Genomic DNA, 12,241 nt, shown 5'->3' on the forward strand with positions numbered 1-12,241 from the left:
TGCACCAACGCTCCGTGGCCATGCGAAGGGGGAAGGCTCAGAAGTCGATGTTGTGCATGACGTGCTTGATGCGGGTGTAGTCCTCCAGGCCGTACATGGACAGGTCCTTGCCGTACCCGGAGTGCTTGAAGCCGCCGTGCGGCATCTCGGCCACGATCGACATGTGGCAGTTGACCCAGACGGCCCCGAAGTCCAGCCGGCGCGCGACCCGCATGGCCCGCCCGTGGTCGCGGGTCCAGACGCTGGAGGCCAGACCGTACTCCACGCCGTTGGCCCACCGTACGGCCTGGTCCTCGTGGTCGAACCGCTGCACGGTGATCACCGGGCCGAAGGCCTCGGTCTGGCTCAGCTCGTCGTCCTGGCGCAGCCCGGCCACGACGGTGGGCTGCCAGAAGTATCCACGCTCGCCCAGGCGTGATCCGCCGGCGAGCACCCGTGCGTGGTCGGGCACCCGCTCCACGAGGCCGCTGACGTGCGCGAGCTGGTTGGCGTTGTTCAGCGGGCCGTAGTACGCGTCGGGGTCCGACGGCGGCCCGGTACGCGTGCGCCGCGCCTGCTCGGCCAGCGCCTCCGCGAACTCGTCCGCGACCCCCGCGCTGACCAGCACCCGGGTGGCGGCCGTGCAGTCCTGGCCGGCGTTGAAGTAGCCGGCGCCCGCGATGCCCTCGGCCGCGGCCTCGAGGTCGACGTCGTCGAACACGATCACCGGCGCCTTGCCGCCGAGTTCCAGGTGTACCCGCTTGAGGTCGGCGGCCGCGGCGGCGGCCACCTCGTACCCGGCCCGCGTCGAACCGGTGATCGACACCATCGCCGGCGTCTTGTCCGACACGACGGCTCGGCCGGTGTCGCGGTCGCCGCACACGACGTTGAGGACGCCCGGCGGGAAGAACTCGGCGGCGATCTCGGCCATCAGCGCGCTGCTGACGGGCGTGGTGTCGCTCGGCTTGAGGACCACGGTGTTGCCCGCGGCCACGGCCGGCGCGAACTTCCACACCGCCATCATCATCGGGTAGTTCCACGGAGCGACCTGCCCGACCACCCCGACCGGCTCCCGGCGTACGTAGGACGTGTGGCCGGCCAGGTACTCGCCGGCGCTCTTGCCCTCGAGCAGCCGCGCCGCGCCGGCGAAGAAGCGGATCTGGTCGACCGACGGGGCCAGCTCCTCGGCGGCGGTCAGCTCGATCGGCTTGCCGGTGTTCTCGCTCTCGGCCGCCACCAGCTCCGCGCCGCGCGCCTCCAGAGCGTCGGCGAAGCGCAGCAGGGCCCGCTGCCGCTCGCTCGGGGTGGTGTCGCGCCAGGTCTCGAACGCCCGGGCTGCGGAGGCGTACGCCCGTTCGACGTCCTCGCGGCCGGACAGCGGTGCGGTGCCGAAGACCTCGCCGGTGGACGGGTCGATCAGGTCCATCGTGCGGGCGTCGGCCGCGTCCACGAGCTTGCCGTCGATGACGTTCTGTACCCGGCGGGTCATGGTGCTCCTAGTGTCTATGTGTCTATGCGGTGAGGTCGAGGATGGTGCGCAGGCCGACCGCCTCGCGCAGGTCGGCGAACGCGGCGTCGACCTCGTCGAGCGGGCGTACGGCGCCGACCAGGGCGTCCAGCGGGAGGTGGCCGGCGGTGTACAGCCGCGCGAGGCGGGGGAAGTCGACGGCGGGCACGCTGCTCCCGTAGTTGCAGCCCAGCACCTGTTTGCCGGCGTCGGCCAGGTCGAACGGGTCGATGCTGGCGCGTACCCCGTCGGCCGGCATGCCGACCAGAACCGCCTGCCCACCGCGGCCGACCAGCGACGGCAGCATCGTGATCGTCTCGGCCCGGCCGATCGCCTCGAAGGCGTGGTCGGCTCCGCCGTCGGTGCGATCGGCACTGCCGTCGGTGATGGCCGCGACGTGGGCCGCCAGGTCCGGGTCGTCGCCGCGCAGGACGTGGGTGGCGCCGAGGGTCCGCGCGTGCGCGAGGCGCTCGTCGGAGAGGTCGATCGCGATGATCGGGTCGGCCCCGACCAGCGCCAGCCCGAGCAGGATGGACTGGCCGACGCCGCCGCAGCCGACGACCACGGCGCTGTCGCCGGAGCGTACCCGCGCGGTGTTCAGGACGGCGCCCACGCCCGTGGTCACCGCGCAGCCGATCAGCGCGGCGATCCCGGGCGGCAGGTCGGCCGGGACCGCCACGGCGGCGGCCTCCGGTACGACGGTCGCCTCGGCGAAGGTACCGAGCCCGAGGAGCGCGTGGACGTCGGCGCCGTCAGCGTCCCGCAGCGACGTCCGGCCGTCGGGCAGCCGGTGGTCGATCGACCGGGTGCCGGTGCAGAGCCAGGCCCTGCCCCGGCGGCACTGCCGGCAGTGACCGCACTGCGCGTACCAGGAGAGCGCCACGTGGTCGCCGGGGCGCAGGGTACGCACGTCGGGCCCGACCGCCTCGACGATCCCGGCGCCCTCGTGGCCCAGCACCATCGGCAGCGGCGCGGCCCACTCGCCGGCCGCGACGTGCAGGTCGGAGTGGCAGACGCCGCTGGCGGTCAGCCGGACCCGGACGAGGTCCCCGCCGGGCTCGACGAGCTCCAGGGGGGCCTCGACGGTCGGGGCACCGGCGTGGGTGAGTACCCGTGCTCGGACCGTCACAGGGCGCCCGTTGCCTGTGCGGCGTTGAGTTCGCGGTCGCTGGCGGCCTCGGCGTCCTGCTCGGTCGCGAGGTCGAGCGAGCGGCTCAGCAGCAGGTAGACGATGCCGGTGACGGCCAGTCCGACGAGCCAGGCGATGTCGACGCCGCCCATCTTCTCGGCCAGGAACCCGGTGTAGCTCCAGCTTCCGAGCTGGGGCAGCACCATGAACGGGATCTCGACCACGATGCCGATCGCGTACGCGGTCAGGCCTCGCCAGCCCCACGAGCCGTAGATGCCGTGCGGCTTGAACAGGTCGGTGATCGCGTAGTGCCCGCGGCGGACCACGAAGAAGTCGACCAGGTTGGCGGCGGTCCACGGCACCAGCAGGTACAGCATGAGTGTCAGCGCGGTGAACACGGTGCTGACCGAGTCGGTGGTGATCGCCTTGCCGATGCCGAACCAGACGGCCGCGAAGACCAGGATGGTGACCACCCGGGCGGTGCGCGTCGGCTTGATCGGCCGGATCGAGTCGACCGCGGTCAGTACGGTCAGCATGCCGCCGTACGCGTTCATGCCCATGGTGGCGGCGAGCGCCAGCGCCGACAGCAGCGCCACCGCCTGGCCCAGGTGCGGGATCACGTTGTTGCCCGCGGTCTGCAGCCCGGCCAGGCCGTCCTCGGCGCCGAGCCGGATCGCCAGCCACGCGCCGAGCGCGATCAGCCAGATCGCCGCGCCGGAGGCGCCGAAGAAGACGGACACGATGACCGCGCGGGGCTTCGTCGTCGCCGGCAGGTACCGCGAGTAGTCCGACACGTAGGGCGCGTACGTGATGTTGTACGCCGCCGATGCGGCCAGTTGGGCCATGAAGGCCACCCAGCCGAACCCGTAGTGGGTCCCGCTGGACCCGCCGCCGCCGTGACCGGTGATGATGCCGATGGTCACGATCACCATCAGGGGCAGCGAGACGTACAGCAGGGCGCGGAACGCCTTGTGTACCCAGTCGTGCCCGAAGATCGCCAGCAGCGCGGCGGCGACCGTGACGACGACGGCGATCGCGTTGGCGTTCCAGCCGAACGCGCTGTGCAGGCCCTCACCGAGCAGGACCTGGTCGGTGACGTTGAACGCCAGGTACGTGAACAGGGTGGCGAGCAGCGGGATGAGCACGCCGCGGTAGCCGAACTGCGCCCGCGACTGGATCATCTGCGGCAGCCCGAGCGTCGGCCCCTGCGAGGCGTGGAACGCCATGAAGATGGTGCCGATGACGATGCCGAGCGTCCCGGCCAGGACCGTCCAGCCCAGGGACAGGCCCATGGACGGTCCGATGAAGCCGATCGGGATCGAGAAGTACTGGAAGTTGCCCAGGAACCACAGCGGCGCCTGGTGCCACAGGCGCCCATGGCGCTCTTCGTCGGGCACCCAGTCGATCGAGCGGACCTCGATCAGTGGTGGCGCGGCGACGGGCGTCGGGGATGAGTGTGATGCCACCGGACAACTCCCTCGGGAAGCGGGTGCGACAGCAGAAGCGGGTGTCACAGCAGAACGGGTGTCACAGCAGAACAGGTACGACAGCGGAAGCGGTCGCGGTAGAGCAGGAGCGAAGTTGCCCAATGTTGAACGGAAATTGTCTCCTAGTCAACACCCGTCGCCGGGAAGTCAACCGAGCAGGTGGGTGGGGCGACCGCCCGGTGTAGGCGGCCGGCCGGCCGGGGGTCGGGGCTGACAGTGGCCACCGGCGGGGTCTGTCGGATCGTTCAGGCGAATCCGGTCAGGCGGAGGTGTCCCAGGAGGCGGGGGCGATCACCCACATCACCTCCGCGGTCCGGGTCTTGTCCGGGTTCACCCAGCTGTGTGGCTCCCGCCCGGAGAAGGTGATCGTGTCCCCGGCACCGAGGCGCTGCGTGTTGTTGCTGAACAGGAGGTCGATGGTGCCCTTGAGGACGTGGAGCACCTCGATCTCGCAGTTGAGGGTGTACAGCTCGCCGCCGCCGGTACCCCCGGGTTCGATCACCGAGCGGATCAGCTGCAACCGGGCCTGGCCGCGCGGGGTCAGCAGCCGCTCCTCGGCGCCCGCACCGGTGAGGTGGATGCTCGGGGCGTCGGCCTTGCGGACGACGTCCGTCTGCGGGGCCTCGAACAGCGTGCCGATCGGAAGGGACAGCACCTCGCAGATGGTCACCAGCGTGGCGACGCTGGGGGAGGTCTCGTCGCGCTCGATCCGGCTGATGAAGCCCTTGGTCACCTCGGCGCTGGCGGCGACCTGATCGATGGTCAGCCCCTGCCGTTGGCGGGCGGCACGGAGCCGCGCGCCGATCCGCAGCCGGCCGTTGCTGGGGGAGACGGGGACCGATTTCACCGGATAGCCCTTTCGTGCGGTTTCGTGCTGCGAGATGCTTGCCTACCGCGGAAGGGTTCTCCGCCGTGGGGCGACGCCGCCCGCGAGACGACGCCGCCCGCGAGACGATTGCCCGCCGCGAGCCCGGTCCGAGCCGGATGACCATTGGACCAGAAGCGGCCGACTATGGCATGTTTACCTTCTTGCAACTCCTGTTGTATCCATGGCAACATCACCCGGGTTGGTCGCGCAAGTACCTGCGCCCTATCACCGTGATAGTCACGTCGTTCGTGGGAGGGGTTCTCGTGCTGGTTGCCCTGGTAGGGACCCTGCCGTCCGTGGACGGCGCCGCGTGAGCGCACAGAACAGCGCCCAGGACAGCGTCCAGGACAGCGCCCGGGATGAGGTGCTGGCCGCCGCGCGGTCCCTCGTCGCTGCCTTCGGGTCGCACGACGTACCCCGCTACTTCGCCAGCTTCGCCGACGACGCGAGCTTCCTGTTCCACAACAGCGACGAGGTGATCACTTCGCGCTCTCGGTACGAGGAGATCTGGCGCTCCTGGGAGCGCGGCGGCTTCCGGGTCCTCGGCTGCCGGTCGCTGGACCAGCGGGTACAGCTGCTGGGCCCCGACACCGCGATCTTCACCCACCGGGTGCGCACCCTGCTGGAGGGGGAGGCGGCCGAGCTTCGGGAGCGGGAGACGATCGTGTTCCGGCGGAACGGATCCGGACGGTGGCTCGGCGTACACGAACACCTGTCCGCCGACCCCCTGTCCGCCGACCCCCTGTCCGTCGACTCCCTGTCCGCCGACTCGGGACAGTGACCCGATGACGCCCGTACGGGTGGCCTGCTGCCAGGTCCGCCTCACCGTCGGAGACGTCGACGGCAACACCGGCCGGGTACGGCGGGCCGTCGAGGCGGCAGCCGAGGCCGGTGCCCGCATCGTCGTGGTGCCGGAGCTGGCCAACAGCGGGTACGTCTTCACCGACGCCGCCGAGGCGCGGTCCCTCGCGGAGCCGGTCGACGGGTCGACGGTCACCGGCTGGGTCGAGCTCGCCCGCCGGCTCGGGGTGGTCATCGTCGGCGGCTTCTGCGAGCTGGACCCGGACGGGATCCTGCGCAACTCGGCCGTGGTCGTGGACGACGGTGGGGTACGGGCGCTGTACCGCAAGGCGCACCTGTGGGACCGCGAGAAGCTCGTGTTCGTACCCGGTGACGCCGCGCCGCCGGTCGTCGACACCCGGTACGGGCGGATCGCGGTGATGATCTGCTACGACCTCGAGTTCGCCGAGTGGATCCGGCTGCCTGCGCTGGGCGGGGCGCAGCTGCTGTGCGCCCCGGTCAACTGGCCATGGGCGTCGCGACCGGAGGGGGAGCGCCCGAGCGAGGTGGTCCGGGTCCAGGCCGCGGCCGCGACCAACCGCATGTTCGTCGCGGTGGCCGACCGGACCGGCGCCGAGCGCGGCGTCGACTGGGTCGGTGGGACGGTGATCGCCGACCCGGACGGCTGGCCGATCGGCGGCCTCGCGCTCGGCCGGGAGATGACCGTGGTGGCCGACCTCGACCTGGAGGCCGCGCTGGACAAGCGCATCAGCGACCACAACGACGTACACGCCGACCGGCGACCGGAGCTCTATGCGCCGGTACACGCAACTAAGGAAATTCATGACTGACAACCCGCCCCGCGTCGTCTCCGGCGAGCACGTCGGACCGGTCGACGCCAGCGTCCTGCCGCGCTTCGCCGGCCCGGCCACGTTCGCCCGCCTGCCGCGCATCGACGAGGTGTCCGATGTGGACGTCGCGGTGGTCGGCGTGCCCTTCGACGCCGGCGTCAGCTACCGGCCGGGCGCCCGCTTCGGCCCGGCCCACGTACGCGAGTCCTCCCGCCTGCTGCGCCCGTACAACCCCGCGCTCGACGTGGAGCCGTTCGGCCGCCAGCAGGTCGCCGACGCCGGCGACATCGCGGCCAACCCGTTCTCCCTCGACGAGGCGATCGGCCAGATCGAGAACGGCGCGCGGCACCTGCTCGAACGCTCGCACCGGCTGCTCACCATCGGCGGTGACCACACCATCGCGCTGCCGCTGCTGCGGGCCGTGGCGGCGAAGCACGGCCCGGTCGCGGTGGTGCACTTCGACGCCCACCTCGACACCTGGGACACCTACTTCGGCGCGGCGTACACCCACGGCACCCCGTTCCGCCGGGCATCCGAGGAGGGGCTGATCGACCGGTCGGGCTGCCTGCACGTCGGCATCCGCGGCCCGCTGTACTCCTCGTCGGACCTGACCGACGACGTCGAGCTCGGCTTCCAGATCGTGCACGCCCGGGAGATGGAGGACATCGGTACCCGCGGCGTGGTGGAGCGGATCCGCGAGCGGGTCGGCGACCGTCCGGTCTACGTCTCGGTCGACATCGACGTCCTCGACCCGGCCTTCGCCCCCGGTACCGGCACCCCCGAGTCCGGTGGCCTGCTCAGCCGGGAACTGCTGGCGATCCTGCGCTCGTTCGCCGCGCTGAACCTGGTCGGCGCGGACATCGTCGAGGTCGCCCCGGCGTACGACCACGCGGAGATCACCGGTATCGCCGCGTCCCACGCGGCCTACGAGCTGCTGTCGGCGATGGCTCTCCGCGAAGACTCCTAGGGGGCCGACTCCAGGATCACGCGCCCCGCGCAGGACCCGGCGGCGTTGCGGCGCCGCCGGGCCTTGCCCGCGTACATCGTCGCGTCGGCCACGCCGATCAGCGCGTCCCGCTCGGTGGTGCCGCCGGGACGGGCCACCGCCCAGCCCATGGTCACGCCGACGGTCACGATGGCGCCGGGCAGCCGTACCGGAGCCTCCAGCGCCGGGGGGATCCGCTCGCGCAGCCGTGCCACCGCCTGCTCCGGCTCGTCGCGGCACAGGATCAGGAACTCGTCGCCGCCGAGGCGGCCGACCACATCGCCGTCGCGTACGCAGCCGGTCAGGCGGGACGCCACGACCTGCAGGACCGAGTCGCCGGCCTGGTGTCCGAGCCGGTCGTTGATCGGTTTGAACCCGTCCAGGTCGCACAGGAGGATCGCCACCCCGTCGCGTTCGCCGCGGTCGATCTCGGCCAGGGCGCGGTCGATCTCGGCGACGATGTAGCGCCGGTTGTACAGGCCGGTCAGTTCGTCGTGGCTGGCGTGGTACGCCAGGGTCCGCTCGGCCGCGGCCCGCTGCGCGGAGAGCCGCCTGAACCGCAGCAGCACCAGGGGGATGATCAGGAGCGTACCGAGGGGCAGCATCAGGCCCCGGCCGCCCCGTTCGCCGAGCACCTGTACCGCGGCGATCAACGGGTTGACGCAGAGCGCCAGGCCGAGCCAGCCGAGGCACGGGCGGTCATCGACAGCGTGACCATTGGCGGCGTGACTGCCGGCCGGGCTCGGATCCTGCGGCAGGGTGCAGTACGGCGCGCCGGGGTGCAGTGGCGCCGCGGCGAGGGTGAGATACCCGAGGATCATGAACTCTGCCGTCCACAGCGCGGTGCCGTGCACCGTCAGGACGGCCGTGGCGATGGCGGCCAGGGTCACGAGCGCGCACAGCACCATGTAGGTGACGGTGCCCCGGGCCTTCCGCGCCGTCCGGCCGACCCGGACCAGCGAACCGACGACGCCGCTCAGGACCAGCAGGTCGATCAGGAGCATGGCCTGCCCCAGCAGTGACACGTTGGGGACCAGGCGCGGCCGGACCACCCACTCCCAGAGCGGACCGCCACAGCAGAGGCCGATCATGGCCGCGTCCATGACGCCGGCGCTGTCGTTGGCGACGTGCCGGCGCAGCGCCCACCCGGCGCCCACCAGCAGCACCGTATGGGCGGTGCCGACCATCAGGTCGGCCGGCGATCCCTCGGCGCGGCCCAGGTGGTGATCGGTGATCCAGTTCGGCCACAGCAGGTTGCTCAGCGCCAGCAGGATGAGGCCGACGACGGCGACCCGCCACGGCCAGCGGTCCGGCAGGTGCCCGCGGCGGAGGGCGGCCAGGAAGGTGATGATCGGTACGGCCGTCACCAGCGCATACACCGTCCGGCGGGCGGAGGGGTCGGCCAGGGCGTACGCGACGGTCGCGGCGACGGCCGTGACGAGGAACCCGGCGTGGACCAGGCCGGCAGGCACGAATCCGGCGCGCTTGGGCCCGGCGGGGACCGATCCGCCACGATCGGATCCGGCGGGGACCGGCGTGGCATCGACCCGGGCGGTCGGCGCGGCACGGCGGGGCCAGCGCATTGCGCTCTCCTCTCCCTCGGCCTCTCTCGGGTCATCGGGCCGCGGTCGGGACGGTGGAGCCGGATGTACGGGGGGTGGCTCGCCAGGTCGGGGCGAGGGACTCTAGGTGGGTTCCGGGTCAGGAGGGGTGGTGGCCTCGATCGCTGGGGCTGCCTTGATCACTGCGGCTGTCGTGACACGCTCCGAGATCACATGGTTCGCGGTCATGTAGTCCGCGCCGCCCCACGGCCTGACCCGGCGGCGCGCCGCGGATCGGCTGCGTTGATACCGACCGCGTGTGGAGCGCCAGCGAGCACCGCATCAGAGTAGCGGATGGTGCATCGATGATGAGCTCTGCCGGTACCGGTCGTCGGACCACGATCGAGGGCACTGTCCGAGGGCCCGGCGGGCGGGCGCCTACGATATGCGGGTGTCCACGTACGTGACCGATGCGCCGGAACAGGAACGGTTCGAGGCCCGCGACGGCGATGCCGACGGGGAGCTGGCCGGGTTTCTGACCTACCAGTTGACCGGCAACATCATCGTCTTCACCCACCTGGACATCTCGCCGGTGTACGACGGCAGGGGGATCGGCGATGCGCTGGCCCGCGCCGCGATGGACGACGCCGTCGCGCGGCGGCGGACCGTCGTACCCATGTGCTCCTTCCTGGCAGAGTGGCTCCACGGGCATCCGGAGTACAAGAAGATCGTTGCTCCGGGTACGAAGAAGATCAAGTAGATGATCTTGGGCACGTGTGCGGGCCGTGGGTGGCACGTGTATCCAAGACCGTGAATGCATATATTCCGCTGCGGTTGGTAATACGGGTACATGCGCCCGCAATGCCGGAATTTTGATTCGTAGCCCTGACGTTGACACCACAGGCGACTTCCGCCCGGACTCCCACTCGATGTCGTACCGGGCGACTAGGCTCGCTGCGTCGTCCGGCAGTTGATCAAGTCCGGGCGACCCGCACACACCGACCACGATCTTGGAGTACAACCAGGTGACCGCACAGCCCGAGACCATGTACGGGGCCGACGACCTCACTCATCTCGAGGGCCTGGACGCTGTCCGCAAGCGTCCCGGCATGTACATCGGCTCAACCGACAGTCGCGGCGTCGGTCACCTCGTCAACGAGATCCTGGACAACTCCACGGACGAGGGCGTCGCCGGACACGCCACCCACATCGAGGTCACGCTGCACGCGGACGGATCGGTGCAGGTCGACGACGACGGCCGGGGCATCCCGACCGACACCCACGCCAAGTCGGGGATGTCCGGCGTCGAGCTGGTGCTGACCCGCCTGCACGCGGGCGGCAAGTTCGGCGGCTCCGGGTACAAGACCTCCGGCGGCCTGCACGGCGTGGGCGCGTCGGCGGTCAACGCCCTGTCCCGCCGCTTCGACGTGACCGTCAAGCGGAGCGGCAAGGTCCACGAGATGTCGTTCCAGCACGGCGTTCCGGGCGTGTTCGGCGGCGACGGCCCGAAGGCGCGCTTCACCCGCGAGTCCGGCCTGCGGGTGGCGCGGCGGATGAAGCGCGGCGAGTCGACCGGCACGACCATCCGGTACTGGTACGACACCCGCTACTTCGAGACCGGCGCCGCCCTGGACACCGAGGCCGTCCGCACCAAGCTGCGCAACACGGCGTTCCTCGTCCCCGGCGTCACGTACGTCCTGCGGGACCTCACCGGCGACGAGCCGACCGAGGAGAAGTTCCACTTCCCCGACGGCGTCACCGACATGGTGGACTTCCTGGCCCCGGCCGGCGACAAGCCGGTCTCCGGCATCCTGCTGGTCACGGGCGAGGGCACCTACCGCGAGAACGCCGCCGACGCCAACGGCGTCATGCAGTCCAACGTCGAGCGGCGCGCCGAGATCGAGATCGCGTTCCGGTGGGGGACCGGCTACGAGCGGACGGTCGAGTGCTTCACCAACACCATCCGCAACCTGCACGGCGGTACCCACCGCAAGGGCTTCGAGCGGGCCGCGCTGCGCGCGCTGACCGAGGCGATCCGCAACACCCGCGGGCTCCTCAAGCCCAAGGAGGACCTGCCCACCCTGGACGACGTCCTGGAGGGCATGACCGCCGTCATCCACGTACGCCTGCCGGAGCCGCAGTTCACCTCGCAGACCAAGGACGAGCTGTCCACCGCCGGCATCACCCGGGTGGTCCAGTCGCTGGTCGAGCAGCACCTCAAGGCGTGGGTGGACGATCGCAGGACCAAGACCGAGGCCCGTACGGTCCTGCAGAAGATCGTCGACGCCGCCCGGGTGCGGCTGACCCAGAAGCAGCAGAAGGACGCCGCCCGCCGCAAGACCGCCCTCGAGGGCGCCGCGATGCCGGCGAAGCTGGTGGACTGCCGCTCGACCGGGGTCGGGCGCAGCGAGCTGTTCATCGTGGAGGGTGACAGCGCGCTGGGCACCGCGCGGATGGCGCGCTCGTCGGAGTACCAGGCGCTGCTGCCGATCCGAGGGAAGATCCTCAACGTCCAGAAGGCCAGCCTGCAGCAGGTCCTGGACAACACGGAGTGCTCGGCGATCGTGCAGGTGCTCGGCGCCGGGTCGGGCCGCACGTTCGACCTCGGGTCGATGCGCTACGGCCGCATCCTGATCATGGCCGACGCGGACGTCGACGGCTCCCACATCCGAACCCTGCTGATCACGCTCTTCGCCAAGTACATGCGCCCCGTGATCGAGGCCGGTCGGCTGTACGCGGCGATGCCGCCCCTCCACAAGATCGTGACCAAGGGGCGCAGCCCGGAGACGATCTACACGTACACCCAGCCGGAGATGACGAACACGGTGGCCCGCCTGGAGAAGGCCGGCAAGCAGATCGTCACCCCGATTCCCCGCTTCAAGGGCCTGGGCGAGATGGACGCGGACGAACTGTGGGAGACCACGATGAACCCGGCCACCCGCGCGGTCCGCCGCATCACGCTCGACGACGTCGATGCCGCCGAGCGGGTGCTCGAACTGCTCATGGGGGAGAAGGTCGAGCCCCGCAAGAACTGGCTGATCGAGTCGGCCAACCGGGTCGACCAGGAAACGATCGACGCCTGACCGTCGCCGCACACATACGTCGCGCCCAAGA

The 12,241-nt window shown here is 71.0% G+C and carries 10 protein-coding genes; 5 read left to right on the forward strand and 5 right to left on the reverse strand.

What is annotated here, in order from left to right; genetic code table 11:
* Nucleotides 1-37: 37 nt before the first annotated feature.
* From Pme01_RS17205 to Pme01_RS17220, 4 genes are all read right to left on the reverse strand, one after another.
* Nucleotides 38-1,468: a gamma-aminobutyraldehyde dehydrogenase gene (locus tag Pme01_RS17205; protein ID WP_168116035.1), complete on the reverse strand. Its 1,431-nt coding sequence runs from the start codon at nt 1,466-1,468 to the stop codon at nt 38-40.
* A 22-nt stretch (nt 1,469-1,490) separates the two neighbouring features.
* Nucleotides 1,491-2,615, reverse strand: coding sequence for an alcohol dehydrogenase catalytic domain-containing protein (locus Pme01_RS17210; RefSeq protein ID WP_168116036.1), 1,125 nt, complete (start codon nt 2,613-2,615; stop codon nt 1,491-1,493).
* Nucleotides 2,612-4,081, reverse strand: coding sequence for a purine-cytosine permease family protein (locus tag Pme01_RS17215; protein ID WP_168116037.1), 1,470 nt, complete (start codon nt 4,079-4,081; stop codon nt 2,612-2,614). Before Pme01_RS17215 ends, Pme01_RS17210 begins: the two co-directional genes overlap by 4 nt.
* A gap of 280 nt (nt 4,082-4,361) precedes the next feature.
* Nucleotides 4,362-4,949, reverse strand: a complete 588-nt coding sequence (locus tag Pme01_RS17220) for a helix-turn-helix domain-containing protein (protein ID WP_168116038.1) — start codon at nt 4,947-4,949, stop codon at nt 4,362-4,364.
* Nucleotides 4,950-5,280: 331 nt separating this feature from the next.
* On the opposite strand from Pme01_RS17220, the gene Pme01_RS17225 reads away from it, so the two are divergent.
* Genes Pme01_RS17225 through speB form a run of 3 tightly spaced genes read left to right on the forward strand, consistent with a single transcriptional unit; the run spans nt 5,281 to nt 7,568 of the window.
* The gene (locus Pme01_RS17225) at nt 5,281-5,751 is read left to right on the forward strand and encodes a YybH family protein (protein ID WP_203935691.1); all 471 of its coding nucleotides are present in this window, start codon (nt 5,281-5,283) and stop codon (nt 5,749-5,751) included.
* Nucleotides 5,752-5,755: 4 nt separating this feature from the next.
* A complete protein-coding gene (locus Pme01_RS17230) occupies nt 5,756-6,601 on the forward strand; it encodes a nitrilase-related carbon-nitrogen hydrolase (RefSeq protein WP_168116040.1) in 846 nt (281 codons plus the stop codon).
* Complete coding sequence (gene speB, locus Pme01_RS17235) at nt 6,594-7,568, forward strand: agmatinase (RefSeq protein ID WP_168116041.1); 975 nt, start codon at nt 6,594-6,596, stop codon at nt 7,566-7,568. Before Pme01_RS17230 ends, speB begins: the two co-directional genes overlap by 8 nt.
* Here the strand turns inward: speB and Pme01_RS31810 are convergent.
* Nucleotides 7,565-9,169, reverse strand: a complete 1,605-nt coding sequence (locus Pme01_RS31810; protein WP_168116042.1) for a GGDEF domain-containing protein — start codon at nt 9,167-9,169, stop codon at nt 7,565-7,567. The two genes, speB and Pme01_RS31810, sit on opposite strands and share 4 nt — an antisense overlap.
* A gap of 403 nt (nt 9,170-9,572) precedes the next feature.
* Here Pme01_RS31810 and Pme01_RS17245 point away from each other — a divergent pair, with 403 nt between their 5' ends.
* Both Pme01_RS17245 and Pme01_RS17250 read left to right on the forward strand, forming a co-directional pair.
* Nucleotides 9,573-9,887, forward strand: a complete 315-nt coding sequence (locus tag Pme01_RS17245) for a GNAT family N-acetyltransferase (protein ID WP_205864144.1) — start codon at nt 9,573-9,575, stop codon at nt 9,885-9,887.
* A 286-nt stretch (nt 9,888-10,173) separates the two neighbouring features.
* Complete coding sequence (locus Pme01_RS17250; RefSeq protein ID WP_203935706.1) at nt 10,174-12,210, forward strand: DNA gyrase/topoisomerase IV subunit B; 2,037 nt, start codon at nt 10,174-10,176, stop codon at nt 12,208-12,210.
* The last annotated feature ends 31 nt before the right edge of the window (nt 12,211-12,241 follow it).

Source organism: Planosporangium mesophilum, assembly GCF_016863255.1.
Lineage (GTDB): Bacteria > Actinomycetota > Actinomycetes > Mycobacteriales > Micromonosporaceae > Planosporangium > Planosporangium mesophilum.